Raw genomic sequence first — 16,695 nt, 5'->3', positions numbered from 1 at the left:
CCCGAGCCTCACCCGGAGCGGTCGGCCTGCACCACTGCTGCCGGGCCGACGCTGAGAAGCTCCCCGACCTCGCAGCCGAGCACCTCGCAGATCGCCGTGAGCGTGGAGAACCGGATGGCCTTGGCCCGGTCGTTCTTGAGCACCGAGAGATTCACCGGTGTGACGCCGACGGCCTCAGCCAGGGCGGCGACCGTCATACCCCGGGCGGCGAGGAGCTCGTCCAGGTGGCAGACGACCCGGTGCCCCTCCTCGGGTGGCATCAGACCAACCCGTCCACGTCGGCGCGCAGCTTCGTGCCGTTGGCGAAGGCCTGGGCAATCGCTGCGAGCAGCAACCCTGCGACCATCCATCCGAACGAGAACTCGACAGCGACGACGCGCACATCTCTGGCCACGAGGATCTCCGCCGTGGCGACCGCTGTGACGAAGTCGGCCACGATCGGCACCACCACCAGCAGCAGAGCCAGCACTCTCAACCGCCCCACATTGACCCGGGTGAAGGGCTCCCCACGGCCCATGTCCCGCAGCAGACCCGTCACCAGGACGGCACCCCAGACCATCGCGGCCAGGGACAGCACCTGAGGGGCCATCAGCAGGGCGAAGTGACCCGCCGACACGCCGTCGACCAGCACCTGTGCATCCGGCATCCCCACCACACGCCCCGTGCCTGCGGCACCCGCGTCGACCTCGAGTGGGACGCCCACGAGGGTGACCTGCCGGCGCAGCATCCAGTCCAGGCTGATGAAGAGCCGTATGCCGCCGACGCACCGACGGCCAGCCAGAGCACCGCGGTCGTCGCGATCTTGTCGGCCCGGTCGAACCGTGCCCAGTCCATGCCGCGTCGCTTCTTGTCCGTCCCCACGATGGTCCTCCTTGACTCGGACGCCCCGATCTGAGGCATATCGTTTCTCGATAGTATCGACAAACGATATGTCACGCAAGGGGGAGCGAGCGGTCATGAAGACGGCCCGACCGCTCAGGGTGGTCGGGCGTCGTGCTCGGGTGGAGGCGACCGGACTCGAACCGACAACCCTCTGCTTGCAAAGCAGATGCGCTACCAATTGCGCCACGCCCCCGAGGGGTATGCAGTTGTGCCGCGCAGGAAGCCGCGCGGGGGTGGACCAGGCGGTCCCGGGGGTTACTGACCGGGCTGGCCCGGCACGTCGTCGGTGGCCTCGGCCCAGAGGTCACGCTCAGCCTGCTGGTCCTGCATGCGCTTGAGGGCGACGAGTCCGGCGGCGGCCGCAGCCACCATGAGGAGACGCTTCATCGTCGATCACCTTCCTGTCGGGTCGACACCAGCGGGGCGGGTGGTGGGCCTAACTGGACTTGAACCAGTGACCTCTGTCTTATCAGGACAGCGCTCTAACCGACTGAGCTATAGGCCCGCTCCACGTGCGACGCACGCGAAAATCGAGGTTACCCCACCGTCGCTGGCGCCACCAAAACGTCGGCACCCGACCCTCCCCCGAGTAGTAGTACTTGCACCATATATAGTAGACCTACTACATTGCCGTCATGCCTCCCGTACCCGTGATCAGCTGCCGCGGCCTGTCGATGTCGTACGGCGACCACCTCGTCCTCGATGGCATCGATCTGGACATCCACCGCGGGCAGGTCTCGCACTGCTCGGCCCCAACGGGGCCGGCAAGACGACGACCGTGGAGATCCTGGAGGCTTCCGGCAGCCCTCGTCGGGCGAGGTCACGGTGCTCGACCAGGCCCCCACGACCGCCCCCGAAGCCTGGCGCGCCCGCGTCGGCGTCGTGCTGCAGAGCTGGCGCGACCACGGCACCTGGCGGGTTGCCGACCTCATCGAGGTCATGGGGCTTACTACGCGCCTACGCCACGGCGCAGGTCCAGCGCCCCTGGCCCACGGCCGAGTTGCTGGCCCGCGTGGGTCTCGCCGAGCACGCCCGCCAGCGCATCGACAAGCTCTCCGGCGGTCAGCGGCGCCGGCTGGACGTCGCCATCGGGCTGGTCGGCCGACCCGAGGTGCTCTTCCTCGACGAACCGACGACCGGGCTCGACCCGGCCGGCCGCCGCGACGTGCACGACCTCGTCGCGGACCTCGCCGACCTGGACACCACGGTGCTCGTCACGACGCACGACCTGGCCGAGGCCGAGAAGATCGCCGACCGGCTGCTCATCCTCGCCGGGGGTCGGATCGTCGCGGATGGCACGCCGGACGCCCTACGGCTCCAGCTCTCGCGCTCCAGCGAGGTGCGCCTTCGAGACCGGGCCACGGGCGAGGTGAGCGTGCACGCCGAGGCGGACCCCACGGCATACCTGACGCAGGTGCTGACCTCTCTCCCGGGCGAGGTGGAGGTGCTCGAGGTGCGCGCCGCCTCGCTGGAGGACGTCTACCTCGACATCGTGCAGCGCTCCGGGGCCGCCGATTCCGACACCCGGCCCACCCTGGACCCCACTCCGCTGGAGGCCCTCCGATGAGCACCATCCCCCGCGCCGTCGTCGGCGCCGCTACGCGGCAGGCGCGGATCACGATGATCCGCAAGTACACCTCCGCCAACGGCATCACCACCGTCATCATGTCGCTGCTCGTCCTGGTCGTGATGTGGTTCCTGCGCGACCTGGAGTTCGGCGCAGCCCAGGTGGGCGCCGGCGGCTACATCTTCTGCGGGTTCCTCGCCTTCGGCGTCATCGCCGCCGCGGTCCTCGGCGTCGCCGGCGAGCTGCAGGCCGAGCGTGAGGACGGCACCCTGCTGCGCGCCAAGGCGGTGCCCCACGGCATGACCGGTCACCTCGTCGCCAAGCTCGTCGCCGCCCCGGTCGACGCGCTCATCCCGGTGCTGCCGGCGATGGTCGGGGCCGCGGTGCTGCTGCCCGAGCTGAGGGAGACCGGGCCGGGCCGGTGGCTGCTGCTGGGCCTCGTCTTCCTGCTGGGCGTCGTGGCGATGCTGCCCTGGGGCGCCGTGCTCGGGTCGGTCTTCCGCACCATGATGGGGCTGGCCTGGGCGATGATCTCGATGTATGCCGTCGCCGCCCTCTCCGGCGTCTTCTATCCCGTCGCGGGGTGGCCGGCGCCGCTGCAGTGGCTGGCTCAGCTCAGTCCGCTCTACTGGATCGGCGTCGCGGTGCGTTCGGTGCTGCTGCCGGAGAGCGCGGCGGCCGCCGAGGTGGGCGGGGAGTTCCGCCTCGTGCTGGCGCTGGGGGTGCTCCTCGCCTGGGCCGTCGTCGGGGTGCTCGTGGCTCCCGTGCTGCTGCGGCGGATGGCGCGGCGTCAGTCCGGCAGCGCGGTGCAGGCGGCGCGCGAGCGGGTGCTCGCGAAGGGATATTGATCCCGGTATGCCGAGCGAGTCAGAACCGCTGCACAACCGGATCGCCGTGCTCCGGGTGGACCGTGGCATCAGCCGGCGGGAGCTGGCGCAGGCGCTCGGGGTCCACTACCAGACGGTGGGCTACCTCGAGCGTGGTGAGTACAGCCCGTCCCTCCTGCTGGCGCTGCAGATCGCGGAGTTCTTCGAGCTCCCGGTCGAGGCGGTCTTCAGCCGCTCCCCCTTCCCGCCGGTCGGTCGGGGCTGAGCAGGGCTTCCCCACCTGCCGCGTCTCTACTACACTGTGTCATAGATCGTGACGAAGGAGTGGTGGATCATGACCGACCAGAACGGACGCTCGGCACGCCCCCTGGTGGTGGGCTACGACGGGTCCGAGAGCGCGGAGCAGGCGGTGAGCTGGGCGGCGGGAGCAGCGGCTCGGGCCCGGCAACCGCTGGTCGTGCTGCACGCGGCGGACCGGATCGTCTACGCCCAGGATGAGGTCGCGGGCCTGTGGGGCCCGGAGAAGGTCCGACAGGCCTCGCTGCGGGCGGCCGAGGCGGGTGCACAGCTCGCCCGCGAGCAGCAGCCCGAGGTCGACGTCTCGGCCCGCTCCTCGCTGCTCAGCCCGCGACAGGCCCTCGACGAGGCGTCGGCGCAGGCCGCCGGTGTGGTCGTCGGGACCCGAGGGCTCGGACGGGTGCGGCGGGCCCTCGTCGGCACCACGGCCTACGGGATCACCGGCCACTCACGGTGCCCGGTCACGGTCGTCCCGCACGACGCCCCGGTCCCCGGCCCCGGGAGCCCGGTGGTGGTGGGGGTCGACGGGTCGGTCAGCGGGGACCGGGCCCTGGAGGAGGGTCTACGTCAGGCGCAGCTGTGGGGAGCCGAGCTGCGGCTGGTCTGCAGCTGGGAGCAACCGCACGAGGACCCCTGGGGCCTGCCCCCCGTGGGCTACCGCACGATCGAGGACGCGGGGGAGGCCGCACTCGCCCGGGCCCAGGACGTCGTCCGGCAGGCCGCCGACCATGTCCGTGAGCGCGATGAGAGGCTCACCGTCAGCACGGACACGCCGTCCGGCCGCACCGAGGAGAGCCTGCTGGCCGCCACCGAGGGCGCGGGTCTGCTCGTGCTCGGCAGCCGCGGGCACGGCCGGTTGTCGGTGATGGTGCTCGGGTCGACCACCTCGCACATGCTCCATCTGAGCGAGGTCGCGGTGCAGGTGGTGCCCTGAGCGGGCACCGGGCTCACTCGTCGGAGAGCGTCACCTGGGCGCCGCCGACGAGGGCGGCGCAGATGTTGTAGAGGAACGCCGACAGGGTCGCGAGCGCGGTGAGCAGGAAGACGTTGAGCACGCCGAGCACCGCCGCCAGCGACAGCACCCGGCTGAAGCCGAGGTAGTCGGTGAGGTCGATCGTCGGTCCGCTCGCCTCACCGCTGGTGATCTGGGTGAGGAAGTCGTTGATCGTGGAGAAGACGTTCATCCCCGACAGGACCGTCCACAGCACCGCGACCATGACCACGCCGGAGATGCCCAGGGCGACCGAGACCAGGAAGCTGATCTTGAGCACCGACCAGGGGTCGATGCGCTGCGCGGTCAGGCGGACGCGGCGAGGCCCTCCGCGCCGCGGGGCCGGTCGCGAGGGAACCCTGTTGCCCGAGGTGCGGGCCGTGCTGGCCGGCGCCCCGTCACGCGCCGCGGCACCGCGTCCGGCGGCTCCGCGGCCCGCGCTCGCCCCGGCTGCCGACCCGGAGGCCATGCCGGCGGTGGCCCCGCGCAGCGCACGAGCCTTGCGGGCGGCGAGGTCCCGTCCCTGGGCGGTCCGGGCGAGCGCGCCGTCCTTCATCTTGGCGGCGGCGGAGCGGCTCTCGCCCGAGGCCTGCGCGTCGGCGTCCGGCGCCGGATCGGGCTCCGTGGTCCTCTCGGGCCGCGCCTTCTCGTGCACCTGCGTCTCGTCGGTGGAGGACGCAGCCGGCCCGGACGTCCCAGACGTGCCGCTCATGCTCCATCTCCCTCGGTGCTGTCGGTGTCGACCTCGGCGGTCGACTCGGACTGCTCGACCTGACCCGACGGTACGCCATCGCCCGCCACGGGCGGTGCATCCGCGCCGCCCACCGGCTCACCGCCGGCCTCGACGAGCTCCTCCTCGGCGGCAGCCTCGGCGTTGCGGGCGACCGCCACGATGGCGTCGCCCTTGCCCGGCCGGGCGAAGATGACCCCGCTGGTGTCGCGGCCCGTGACGCGCACGCCGTTCTCGCCACCCACCCGGGACCGCACGACGTTGCCGCGCTCGGTGAGGACGAGCACCTCGTCGGTCTCGTCGACGAGCAGCGCCCCGACGACCTGACCGGCCTTGTCCGTCGACTTCGCGACCTTGATGCCGAGGCCGCCGCGACCCTGCACGCGGTACTGCGAGACCGGGGTGCGCTTGGCCATCCCCGACTCGAAGACCACGAAGACGAAGGGATCGGTGCCGGCCGCGACGACCTGCATGGCGAGCAGGTGGTCCTCGCCGCGGAACTTCATCCCGGTCACGCCCGAGGTCGCACGACCCATCGGTCGCAGCGTGTCGTCCGCCGCCGGGAAGCGGACCGACTGCCCACCGCCGGAGACGAGGAGCACGTCGTCGTCGCCGTGCGCCAGCGCGGCGCCGACGAGCTCGTCGCCTTCGCGCAGGTTCACCGCGATGAGCCCGCCGGAGCGGGCCGAGTCGTAGTCCGGCAGCCGCGACTTCTTGACCAGGCCGTTCTTCGTCGCGAGCAGCAGATAGGGCGCCTGCTCGTAGTCGCGCAGCGGTAGCACCGAGCGGATCGTCTCGTCCGGCTGGAAGGCCATGAGGTTGGCGACGTGCTGCCCCTTGCCGGTGGGTCCGGCCTCGGGGAACTCGTAGGCCTTGGACCGGTAGACCCGGCCCTGGTCGGTGAAGAACAGCATCCAGTGGTGGGTGCTGGTCACGAAGAAGTGCTGCACCACGTCGTCGGCCCGCAGCGCGGCGCCGCGCTTGCCCCGGCCGCCGCGGTTCTGCGCTCGGTACTCCCGCACCGGGGTCCGCTTGACGTAGCCGCCCCGGGTGATCGTGACGACCACGTCCTCCTCGGGGATGAGGTCCTCCATCGACATGTCGCCGTCGAAGAGGTCGATCTTGGTCCGCCGGTCGTCGCCGAACTTGTCGACGATCTCGGTCAGCTCGGTGGAGATGATCTCGCGCTGCCGCTCCGGCTTGGCCAGGATGTCCTCGAACTCGAGGATCTGCGCCTCGAGCTCGTCGTGGTCGGCCTGGATCCGCTGCCGCTCGAGCGCGGCGAGCCGGCGCAGCTGCAGGTCAAGGATGGCGCGCGCCTGAAGATCGTCGATCCCGAGCAGCGTCTTGAGTCCTTCGCGTGCCTCGTCCGCCGACGGGCTGCGCCGGATGAGCGCGATGACCTCGTCGAGCTGGTCCAGCGCCTTGAGGTAGCCGCGGAAGACGTGGATCTTCTCCTCCGCCTCGCGCAGGCGGTACTGGGTGCGTCGGACGATGACCTCGACCTGGTGCTCCACCCAGTGCCGGATGAAGGCCGAGATCGGCAGCGTGCGCGGCACCCCGTCGACCAGGGCGAGCATGTTGGCGCCGAAGGACTGCTGCAGCTGGGTGTGCTTGTAGAGGTTGTTGAGCACGACCTTGGCGACGGCGTCGCGCTTGAGCACGATGACCAGTCGCTGCCCGGTCCGCCCGGAGGTCTCGTCGCGCAGGTCGGCGACGCCGCTGACCTTGCCGTCCTTGACCAGCTCGGCGATCTTCTTGGCCAGGCTGTCCGGGTTGACCTGGTAGGGCAGCTCGGTCGCGACCAGGCAGGTTCGCCCCTGGATCTCCTCGACCTCGACCACGGCCCGCATGATGATCGAGCCCCGGCCGGTGCGGTATGCCTCCTCGATCCCCTTCTTGCCCATGATCAGGGCGCCGGTCGGGAAGTCCGGGCCGGGGATGATCTCGAGCAGCGCCTCCAGCAGCTCCTCGCGGGAGGCGTCCGGGTGGTCCAGCAGCCACTGGGCGCCGGAGGCGACCTCGCGCAGGTTGTGCGGCGGGATCTGGGTGGCCATGCCGACCGCGATGCCGGCCGAGCCGTTGACCAGCAGGTTCGGGAAGCGCGCCGGGAGGACGGCCGGCTCCTTCGTCTTGCCGTCGTAGTTGTCGACCATGTCGACGGTGTCCTCGCGGATGTCGCGCACCATCTCCATGGCCAGCGGGTGCATCCGGCACTCGGTGTAGCGGGGCGCCGCCGCGGGGTCGTCACCCGGGGTGCCGAAGTTGCCCTGCCCCTGCACCAGCGGGTGCCGCATCGACCAGTCCTGGACCAGCCGGACCAGGGCGTCGTAGATCGCGCCGTCGCCGTGCGGGTGGTAGTTGCCCATGACGTCGCCGACGACGCGCGAGCACTTGTTGAAGCCACGGTCCGGGCGGTAGCCCCCGTCGTACATCGCGTAGAGCACCCGCCGGTGCACCGGCTTGAGGCCGTCCCTGACGTCCGGCAGCGCCCGGGAGACGATGACGCTCATCGCGTACTCGATGTAGCTGCGCTGCATCTCGGCGTTGATGTCGATCGGCTCGATCCGGTCGCCGGTGCCGGTCACCGCCGCCTCGAGGGCGGCGTCGGCGCTCTGGGCCGCGGTGGAGGCGTCGGGGATCTCGGGCAGGTCGGGGGTCTGGTCGTCAGCCATGGGTCCTTCGGTATGCAGTCACGCGGTTCGGGGGGTGTGCGGGGGCCACGCGGTTGGGGGGTGTGCGGGGGGCGGAGCCCCCCGCATGATCAGATGTCGAGGAAACGCACGTCGCGGGCGTTGCGCTGGATGAAGGCGCGCCGGGACTCCACGTCCTCGCCCATGAGGATCGCGAAGATCTCGTCGGCCTTGGCGGCGTCCTCCAGCGAGACCTGCAGCAGCACCCGGGTGTCCGGGTTCATCGTGGTGTCCCACAGCTCGCCGTAGTCCATCTCGCCGAGGCCCTTGTAGCGCTGCACGCCGGTGTCCTTGGGCAGCCGCCAGCCCTTGGCCGCACCCTCCTCGAGCAGGGCGTTGCGCTCCCGGTCGGTGAAGGCAAACTGGTGCTCGGCATTGGTCCACCTGATCCGGTAGAGCGGCGGCTGCGCGAGGTAGACGTACCCGGCCTCGATGAGCGGCTTCATGAACCGGAAGAGCAGCGTGAGCAGCAGGGTCCGGATGTGCAGACCGTCGACGTCCGCGTCGGCCATGAGCACGATCTTGTGGTAGCGCGCCTTGGAGAGGTCGAAGTCCTCGCCGATCCCGGTGCCGAAGCCGCTGATGAGCGCCTGCACCTCCTGGTTGGCGAGGATCTTGTCCAGCCGGGCCTTCTCGACGTTGAGGATCTTGCCGCGGATCGGCAGGATCGCCTGGTTGTGCGGGTTGCGCCCCCGCACCGCCGAACCGCCGGCCGAGTCGCCCTCGACGATGAAGACCTCGGAGATCGTCGGGTCGTTGGTCTGGCAGTCGCGCAGCTTGCCCGGCAGCCCACCGGACTCCAGCAGGCCCTTGCGGCGGGTGGCGTCCCGCGCCTTGCGGGCCGCGATGCGCGCGGTCGCGGCCTGGACCGCCTTGCCGACGATCTCCTTGCCCTCCCGCGGGTGCGCCTGCAGCCAGTGCCCGAACTCCTCGTACATCGCCGTCTGCACGAAGCTGCGCACCTCGGAGTTGCCCAGCTTGGTCTTGGTCTGACCCTCGAACTGCGGCTCGCCGAGCTTGACGCTGATGACCGCGGTGAGACCCTCGCGGATGTCGTCGCCGGTGAGGTTGGGGTCCTTCTCCTTGAGCAGCTTCTGCTCCCGGGCGAAGTCGTTGACCAGCCGGGTGAGGGCCGAGCGGAAGCCCTCCTCGTGGGTGCCGCCCTCGTGGGTGTTGACCGCGTTGGCGTAGGTGTGGACCGCCTCGGTGTAGGCGCTGGTCCATTGCATCGCCACCTCGAGGCTGAGCATGCGCGCCTCATCGGTGCTCTCGAAGGCGATGACGTCCTCGTGCACCGGCTCGCTGCGCTTGGACTTGTTGAGGTAGGTGACGTAGTCGAGCAGACCGTTGTCGTAGCGGTAGGTGTGGTGCCGGCCCTTCGCGGTGCTGGGCGAACCCTGGTCAGCGTGCTCGACACCGGGGGTCGCGCCGTCCTCGTCCTGCTCGGCCTCCCCGTCGATGGGGTCGTCGTCGAGGGCGTCGACGTCGGTCTCGACCTCGCGGGGTCGCTCGCCCGTCAGGGCGATGGTCAGACCCTTGTTGAGGAAGGCGGTCTGCTGGAACCGCGCCCGGAGGGTCTCGTAGTCGAAGTCGACGGTGTCGAAGATGTCGGTGCTGGGCCAGAAGGTGACGGTGGTGCCGCTCTGTCGCTCGGCGTCGGTCTGCGCCGCGCGCTCGGCCAGCGGGGACTGCGGGACGCCCAGGTGGTAGGTCTGGGTGAAGACCTTCCCGCGCTGGCGGACCTCGACGTCCAGCCGCTCGGACAGGGCGTTGACGACCGAGGACCCCACGCCGTGCAGCCCGCCGGAGACCTTGTAGCCGCCGCCGCCGAACTTGCCGCCGGCGTGGAGCTGGGTGAGCACGAGCTCGACCGCCGGCTTCTTCTCCACCGGGTGGATGTCGGTCGGGATGCCGCGCCCGTTGTCCCGCACCCGGACGGCGCCCGCCGCGGTGAGCGCCACGTCGATCCGGTCGGCCTCGCCCGCGAGCGCCTCGTCCACGGCGTTGTCGACGATCTCCCACACCAGGTGGTGCAGGCCGCGCGGCCCGGTCGAGCCGATGTACATCCCCGGGCGCTTGCGGACGGCCTCGAGGCCCTCCAGCACGGTGATCGCGGAGGCGTCGTAGGCCGAGGCGGTGGCTAGCGAGCCGGGGTCCCCGCTCCCCGCTGCTGCCTCCGGGAGCTCCGGCATCGTGACGTCGACCGCGGGGTCGTCCTCGCCGTCGGCGCCGTGATCGGGGCCTGGGCCGTGCTCTGGTCCGGCAGTGGACAAGGGGGCTCCTCGGGTGAAAGGGCAAAGACGCCTCAGTCTACCCTGCGGGCGCGCCATCTCCGAGTTCCCACACCCTCCCCAGCGCCGTGCGCGGCCCGGGAGGCCGGTTGTGAGCGATGCGACCCCGGATCAGGGGTCCCCCCACGTGCGCGGCGCCCCGACGCCCCCGCGGGGCGTCCGCCGTCGAGCACCGTCGCCGATCCCGACCACTCAGCCGTAGGTGTCCCGCGGCCCGCGACCGCCGGAGGAGAGCGGGCCCTTGCGCCAGTGCGGCCCCGCCGGTCCCTGCACCACGATCTCGCGCACGACGTCCTCGCCGATCAGCTCCTCGATCCGCCCCAGGACGGTGGAAGTCAGCAGCCGCATCTGGGTGGCCCACGCGGTCGACCTGGCCCGGACGGTCAGCGTGCTCCCCTCGAAGGCGACCACCTCGACGTTGGCCGCCACCTGGTCGCCGACGATGGCACGCCACCGCCCCACCACCCCGCCGACCTGCACGTCGTCGGCCCAGCCCCGGCCGGCCACGAGGCGGTCGACCTCGTCCCCCAGGAGCTGCGGGTCACGCCGGCCGTCGGCACCGGGCTCGGTGGACGCCGCCCCCCGGTGGCGCCGGGCCCGCCCCGCGGCGCCCGGACGCAGCCCCATGTCGCGGGCCGTCCGACGCGCCCGGGTCAGGGCCTCACGCGCGGCGTCCATCGGCTCCGTCGCTGTCCCTGCGACGTCGTCCGGATCATCCCCCGAGGTCTGGTCAGGGTCCCGTTCGGGGGTCACGACGCCGCGCCCGGGGCCTGCTCGCGGCGGGAGACCGACCCCAGCTCCACGTCGAAGACCCTGGACCCCTCACCGAGCAAGCGGTCCGGGACGTCGGCCGCGACCGCCGCGGTGACGAGCACCTGCTCGCAGTCGCCCACCAGGTCGGCCAGCCGCTCGCGCCGGCCCGAGTCCAGCTCGGCGAAGACGTCGTCCAGGACCAGGACCGGGTCGGTGCCGAGGTCGTGGCGCAGCAGGTGGAAGCCGGCCAGCCGGAGCGCGAGCGCCAGGCTCCACGACTCCCCATGACTGGCGTAGCCCTTCGCCGGGAGGTCACCCAGGGTGAGGCTGAGGTCGTCACGGTGCGGTCCGACCAGGCATACCCCGCGCTCCTGCTCCTGGCCGCGGAGCTCCTCGATCGAGCCCAGGAGCGCGGCGACCAGCTCGGTCTGCTCGGGAACCTCACCGGCCGCGAGCCCACGAGCCGTCTCGGACCCCTCGGTCAGGCTGCTGCGGTAGGTGGCGCGCGCTGGGGTGTCGCTGTCGCTGATGGTGCGGTATGCCTCGTCGAGGTAGGGCTGGAGGTCCCGCAGCAGCCGCAGCCGGGCATACAGCAAGGCGCCGCCGATCTGGGCCAGCTGGTCGTCGAAGACGGCCAGCGTGGCCAGCGAAGAGGAGCGCGCGTCCTCGAGGCTCTCGCCGGGTGCCAGCCGGGGTCCGCCGGACCGACGCGTGGGTGCCCGCCAGAGGTGGGCGGCCTGCTTGAGCAGCGCACCGCGCTGCCGGACCGTCCGGTCGTAGTCGGCCCGCACCGCCGCCCACCGCGGCTGTCGGGCGACGAGCAGGTCGTCCAGGAACCGCCGCCGTTCCCCGGGCTCCCCCTTGACCAGCGCCAGGTCCTCGGGGGCGAAGAGCACGCTGCGCAAGGTGCCGAGCACGTCCCGTTGCCTCGCGACCGGCGAGCGGTTGAGCCGGGCCCGGTTGGCCCGACCCGGGACGATCTCCAGCTCGACCAGGGACTCGCGGCCGTCCCGGACCACGGTCGCGCGGACGATCGCCGCCCCCGGGGCGCCCGCCCGGACGAGCGGGGCGTCCTGGGCGACGCGGTGGCTGCTGAGGGAGGCGACGTAACCGGCGGCCTCGACGAGGTTGGTCTTGCCCTGCCCGTTGCGCCCCAGCAGCACGGTGACGCCCGGGGCCAGGTCGACGTCGGCCGCCGGATAGCTCCGGAAGTCGGCGATCCCGAGATGACTCAGGTGCACGCGCGTCGAGTCTGGTCAGGGCCGACTGCGGCGGCGGCCGTGCTCAGGAGCCGTCGCCGGGGCGGGACTCGCCCGGCTCGGCGTGCTTGGGCTCGGCGCCTGGTGCACCTCGACCTGGTCGGCGTCGCGCGTCCCCTCGTCGTCGAGCATGCGCACCGCGTGCCCCCCGAACTGGCCGCGCAGTGCCGCCACCGCCTGCATGGCGGGGGAGTTCTCCTGGCGGGAGGCGAAACGGGCGAAGAGCGCGGCGCTGATGACCGGCATGGGCACGGCGTTCTCGATGGCCTCCTCGACGGTCCAGCGCCCCTCGCCGGAGTCCGTGGTGTACTCGTCGATGCCCTCGAGCTCGGGGGTCTCGCCGAGCGCGTTGACCAGCAGATCCAGCAACCAGGAGCGGACCACGGTGCCGCGGCTCCAGGCCTGGAAGCAGCCCTTGACGTCCTTGACGATGTCCTTGGCGAGGAGCAGCTCGAAGCCCTCGGCGTAGGCGTGCATGAGGCCGTACTCGATGCCGTTGTGCACCATCTTGGCGTAGTGGCCCGCACCGACGTCGCCCGCGTGGACGAAGCCCTCCTCGCGCGGGCCCTCCGGGCGCAGCGCGTCGAAGACGGGCATGGCCTTCTCCACGTCGGCCTCGCGGCCGCCGCACATGAGCCCGTAGCCGTTGTCCAGGCCCCAGATGCCGCCGGAGACCCCGCAGTCGACGTAGCCGATGCCCTTGGGCTCCATGAGCGCGTCCAGCTCACGGTCCTCGGTGTACTTCGAGTTGCCCCCCTCGATGATGAGGTCGCCCTCCTGCAGCAGCTCGCCGAGCTGCTCGACGGTCGACCGGGTCGGCTTGCCGTGCGGCACCATGACCCAGACGACGCGTGGCGCCTCGAGGGCCTCCACCATCGCCTCGACGCTGTCCACGTCGCGCACCTGCTCGTCGAGGTCGAAGCCCACGACCTCGTGCCCCGCGCGGCGCAGCCGCTCGCGCATGTTGCCGCCCATCTTGCCGAGGCCGATCATGCCGATCTTCATGGTGCTCCTCCTTGGTCGAAACTGGACTGGCGCGTCGCCGCCTCAGCCGGCGAAACGCACCGGCATCAGGACGTAGCGGTAGCTGTCGTCGGCCTCGCCCTCGAGCTCGGGCTGGCCGGAGATGACGGCGGGACGGGAGGGCTGCGTGAAGGACAACCGGGTGTAGGGCTGCCCGAGCACTCCCAGGCCGTCGAGCAGGAACTGCGGGTTAAAGGCGATCTCGATCTCCGGTCCCTCGAGCGTGGACTCGACCGCCTCGCTGCCCTGGGCGTCGTCCCCGGTGCCGGCCTCGATCGCCAGCTGACCCTCGGAGAACCGGAGGCGGACCGGGGTGTTGCGTTCGGCGACGAGGGCGACCCGGCGCACCGCCTCGATGAAGGCCTGCGTGTCGACGACGGCGACGGAGTCCACCGAGGACGGGAAGATGGAGGTGACCTTCGGATACTCACCGTCCAGCAGCCGCGTGGTGGTGCGCCGCTGCCCTGCCTCGAAGGCGACCAGACCGTCACCGCGACCGGCCTCACCCAGGGAGAGGTCGACCGAGGCGCTGGCTCCCAGGGACTTGGCGGTCTCGGAGAGGGTGCGGGCCGGGATGAGGCAGACGTGGTCCGCGTCGCTGCTGCCGGGGGACCATGTGAGCTCACGCTGGGCCAGCCGGTAGCGGTCCGTGGCGAGCATGGTGATCTTCTCGCCGTCGATCTCCACCCGGACCCCGGTCAGGATGGGCAGGGTGTCACCGCGGTCGGCCGCGATCGAGACCTGGTTGACGGCCTGGGTGAAGGAGTCGCCGGGCACCGACCCGCTGGTCTCGGCCTGGCCAGGAAGCTGCGGGTAGTCGCCCACGGGCATCTGGATGAGGGAGAACCTGCTGGAGCCGCAGGTCAGCGAGACCTTGCTGCCGTCCGTGGAGACCTCCACCGGCTTGGCCGGCAGGTTCCGCGCGATGTCCGCGAGCAGCCGCCCGAGGACGAGCACCTGGCCGCCCTCGGAGACCTCTGCCTCGACGGTGACGGTCGCCGAGACCTCGTAGTCGTAGGCGGAGAACGTGAGGGTCCCCTCCGGGTCGGCGGTCAGCAGCACACCGGCCAGCACCGGGACGGGCGGACGGTTGGACAGGCCGCGGACGACCCACGCCACCGCCTCAGAGAGCACATCGCGCTCGACACGAAACTTCACGACACCTCGAACCTTCCAGACATGTTGGTCTTCGGGGCAACTCTGCCACGTCCGTCGGTCCCGCGCTGCCGCACGTCCCCAGGGACGCAGGGGATTGATCCGGGGATGACAAGGAACTCGTCATCGTCATCGGGGTTGTGGATGCTGTGGACAACCACGTCCGCAGAGCGGCGTCCTCGCTGGTGGCGGGCCGACGCGCACTGCCTGTCGAGCTGTGCATGCCCGGTGGACGTCCTGCGCGGTCGCGCGGGGCCTCCTGGGGACGGTCACGCAGCATCCCCAGCGCGAGATCCATCCCTCACCGCTCCTCCCCAGCCTGAGCTGCGATGATCCGCAGTCTGTCCACACCCTGCGCACAGGGCCGGTGAGCGCCGCCTTCGACGGCGGACGGCATTCCGATCGAGACTGATGTGACGAAGGTGAACGCTGAGCAACAACGCACAGGGTTATCCACAGGTGTGGATACCGTCGGGTAAGGTGCGGGCCTCGACGGTGCTCGGTCCCGGGCACCGCAGGCGTCGGCTCAGCGCTGCGAGGCCCGGCGGATGCCGCCGGTGAGCTCGGCGATCTGGTCGTAGAGCGCCCGCCTTTCACCGATCTGGGCCCGGATCTTGCGCTCGGCGTGCATCACCGTGGTGTGGTCCCGACCGCCGAACTCCTGACCGATCTTCGGCAGCGACAGGTCGGTCAGCTCGCGGCAGAGGTACATCGCGATCTGGCGGGCGTTGACCAGGGTGCGCGAGCGGGAGGTCCCGCAGAGCTCGTCCACCGTGATCTGGAAGTACTCGGACACCTCGCGGATGATCGTCGCCACGCTGATCTGCGCCGTGTCGCTGCCGGGGACGATGTCCTTGAGGACGTGCGCGGCCAAGTCGGCATCGGCTCGTTGCGACGACAGCGACGCGAAGGCCGTGACCCGGATCAGGGCGCCCTCGAGCTCGCGGATGTTGGTGGTGATGCGGCTGGCGATGTGCTCGAGCACCTCGTCCGGCAGCTGCATCCCCTCCTGCGCCGCCTTCTTGCGCAGGATGGCGATGCGCGTCTCCAGGTCGGGGGGCTGCACGTCGGTGAGCAGTCCCCACTCGAACCGGCTCCGCATCCGCTCGGCGAAGCCGGACAGCCGCTTGGGCGGCTGGTCCGAGGTGATCACGACCTGCTTCTCGCTGTTGTGCAGCGTGTTGAAGGTGTGGAAGAACTCCTCGACGGTCTGCTCCTTGCCCTGCAGGAACTGTATGTCGTCTACGAGGAGGAAGTCGACGTTGCGGTAGCGCCGCTGGAAGGCGCCGGCCTTGTCGTCGCGGATGGAGTTGATGAAGTCGTTGGTGAACTCCTCGGAGTTCACGTAGCGCACCCGCACGCCCGGGTAGAGCCTGCGGGCGTAGTGGCCGATCGCGTGCAGCAGGTGGGTCTTGCCCAGCCCGGACTCGCCGTAGATGAACAGCGGGTTGTAGGCACGGGCGGGGGACTCGGCCACCGCGAGCGAGGCGGCGTGCGCGAACCGGTTGGAGGGGCCGGAGACGAAGGTGTCGAAGGTGTACTTCGGGTTGAGCCGCGCCTCGTCGGCCGCACCCGTGACCGCGGGACCGGCTGGCGTCGCCGGTCGCGGTATGCCGTTGGTCGCCGACCGCGAGACGGCGGGGATGTCCTGCTCGCCAGGATCAGGAGCGGAGCTGGAGCTCGGCCCGGACGCCGGCCGGGTGAGGGACTCACGGGTCAGGGAGTCGTCCTCGGAGTCGTCCGCCTCGTCCTCCACGCGCTGGCGCAGGGCGTCGTCGACGGTGATCGCGACCCGGATCTCCCGGTTCAGCTCGCGCGACAGCCCGTCCTCGATGGGGCGACGCAGGCTCGTCTCGAGCATCTCCTTGGTATGCGGGTACGGCACCGCCAACAGCACCGTCGTGTCCAGCAGGCCGACCATCTGGGTGAGCTGCAGGAAGGCGCGTTCCCGAGCACCGATCCCCCCGGTCTCCAGCTCGTCCACCACCCGGGCCCACACGTCCTCGGAGGTCGGCGCGGGCTGCGACATGGGCGGGCTCAGCCCCTCTCGGACCGGGTCAGGAAGCGACGGTGACGGTTGTCCACACACTTGTCCACAGGATGTGGATGACAGGGTGGGCATGTGCCGGAAGCGCCGACGCTAACAAGCGCGGCCCGCGACCCGCAAGTGCCCGCGGACGACGGATCTGCACCGCTCGGCGTGTCGTGCGCGAAGGTGCTGGTCGGA

15 protein-coding genes and 2 tRNA genes are annotated in these 16,695 nt (G+C 71.0%); 4 read left to right on the top strand and 13 right to left on the bottom strand.

The annotated features are described in order from the left end of the window. Positions 1-8: 8 nt before the first annotated feature. The 5 genes from BJF80_RS04030 to BJF80_RS04015 form a co-directional block, all read right to left on the bottom strand. Entirely contained in the window at positions 9-260 is a 252-nt protein-coding gene (locus tag BJF80_RS04030; protein ID WP_075811528.1) for a helix-turn-helix domain-containing protein, read from the bottom strand. Beyond that, entirely contained in the window at positions 260-727 is a 468-nt protein-coding gene (locus tag BJF80_RS04025; protein WP_075811526.1) for a DUF2975 domain-containing protein, read from the bottom strand. The genes BJF80_RS04030 and BJF80_RS04025 overlap by 1 nt, the downstream gene beginning before the upstream one ends. Positions 728-1,002: 275 nt before the next feature. Then, positions 1,003-1,075: transfer RNA gene (locus BJF80_RS04020), tRNA-Ala, on the bottom strand. Positions 1,076-1,137: 62 nt separating this feature from the next. Then, entirely contained in the window at positions 1,138-1,269 is a 132-nt protein-coding gene (locus BJF80_RS19665; protein WP_235585695.1) for a DLW-39 family protein, read from the bottom strand. A 41-nt stretch (positions 1,270-1,310) separates the two neighbouring features. Next, positions 1,311-1,387 (bottom strand) — tRNA-Ile (locus tag BJF80_RS04015). A 273-nt stretch (positions 1,388-1,660) separates the two neighbouring features. Between BJF80_RS04015 and BJF80_RS04010 the strand changes: the two genes are divergently transcribed. The 4 genes from BJF80_RS04010 (at position 1,661) to BJF80_RS03995 (ending at position 4,507) form a co-directional block, all read left to right on the top strand. After that, positions 1,661-2,449 (top strand): ATP-binding cassette domain-containing protein, encoded by a 789-nt coding sequence (locus BJF80_RS04010; RefSeq protein WP_075811524.1) that lies wholly within the window; start codon positions 1,661-1,663, stop codon positions 2,447-2,449. Then, complete coding sequence (locus tag BJF80_RS04005) at positions 2,446-3,297, top strand: ABC transporter permease (RefSeq protein ID WP_075811522.1); 852 nt, start codon at positions 2,446-2,448, stop codon at positions 3,295-3,297. Before BJF80_RS04010 ends, BJF80_RS04005 begins: the two co-directional genes overlap by 4 nt. A 7-nt stretch (positions 3,298-3,304) precedes the next feature. Continuing rightward, a complete protein-coding gene (locus tag BJF80_RS04000; RefSeq protein ID WP_022923457.1) occupies positions 3,305-3,541 on the top strand; it encodes a helix-turn-helix transcriptional regulator in 237 nt (78 codons plus the stop codon). 69 nt (positions 3,542-3,610) lie between these two features. Continuing rightward, positions 3,611-4,507, top strand: coding sequence for a universal stress protein (locus tag BJF80_RS03995; protein WP_158068467.1), 897 nt, complete (start codon positions 3,611-3,613; stop codon positions 4,505-4,507). 13 nt (positions 4,508-4,520) lie between these two features. Here the strand turns inward: BJF80_RS03995 and BJF80_RS03990 are convergent, their stop codons facing one another. The 8 genes from BJF80_RS03990 to dnaA form a co-directional block, all read right to left on the bottom strand. After that, a complete protein-coding gene (locus tag BJF80_RS03990; protein ID WP_237767410.1) occupies positions 4,521-5,276 on the bottom strand; it encodes a DUF3566 domain-containing protein in 756 nt (251 codons plus the stop codon). Continuing rightward, positions 5,273-7,969 (bottom strand): DNA gyrase subunit A, encoded by a 2,697-nt coding sequence (gene gyrA, locus BJF80_RS03985; RefSeq protein WP_075811518.1) that lies wholly within the window; start codon positions 7,967-7,969, stop codon positions 5,273-5,275. The genes BJF80_RS03990 and gyrA overlap by 4 nt, the downstream gene beginning before the upstream one ends. A gap of 89 nt (positions 7,970-8,058) precedes the next feature. Next, positions 8,059-10,179, bottom strand: coding sequence for a DNA topoisomerase (ATP-hydrolyzing) subunit B (gyrB, locus tag BJF80_RS03980; RefSeq protein WP_075812148.1), 2,121 nt, complete (start codon positions 10,177-10,179; stop codon positions 8,059-8,061). Between the two features lie 291 nt (positions 10,180-10,470). After that, positions 10,471-10,956, bottom strand: a complete 486-nt coding sequence (locus BJF80_RS03975) for a DciA family protein (protein WP_075811516.1) — start codon at positions 10,954-10,956, stop codon at positions 10,471-10,473. A gap of 71 nt (positions 10,957-11,027) precedes the next feature. Further along, complete coding sequence (recF, locus tag BJF80_RS03970) at positions 11,028-12,272, bottom strand: DNA replication/repair protein RecF (protein ID WP_075811514.1); 1,245 nt, start codon at positions 12,270-12,272, stop codon at positions 11,028-11,030. 15 nt (positions 12,273-12,287) lie between these two features. Further along, positions 12,288-13,295, bottom strand: coding sequence for a phosphogluconate dehydrogenase (NAD(+)-dependent, decarboxylating) (gene gnd / locus BJF80_RS03965; RefSeq protein ID WP_075811512.1), 1,008 nt, complete (start codon positions 13,293-13,295; stop codon positions 12,288-12,290). 42 nt (positions 13,296-13,337) lie between these two features. After that, positions 13,338-14,471 carry a DNA polymerase III subunit beta gene (gene dnaN / locus BJF80_RS03960; RefSeq protein ID WP_075811510.1) on the bottom strand — a complete coding sequence of 378 codons (1,134 nt, stop codon included), beginning with the start codon at positions 14,469-14,471 and terminating at the stop codon, positions 13,338-13,340. 523 nt (positions 14,472-14,994) lie between these two features. Next, positions 14,995-16,497, bottom strand: a complete 1,503-nt coding sequence (dnaA, locus tag BJF80_RS03955) for a chromosomal replication initiator protein DnaA (RefSeq protein ID WP_075811508.1) — start codon at positions 16,495-16,497, stop codon at positions 14,995-14,997. Between the last annotated feature and the right edge of the window lie 198 nt (positions 16,498-16,695).

The organism is Serinicoccus sp. CUA-874 (assembly GCF_001942225.1).
GTDB classification, from domain to species: domain Bacteria; phylum Actinomycetota; class Actinomycetes; order Actinomycetales; family Dermatophilaceae; genus Ornithinicoccus; species Ornithinicoccus marinus.
The sequence above is the reverse complement of the archived record's forward strand: the minus strand, read 5'-3'. Positions and strand labels throughout refer to the sequence as shown.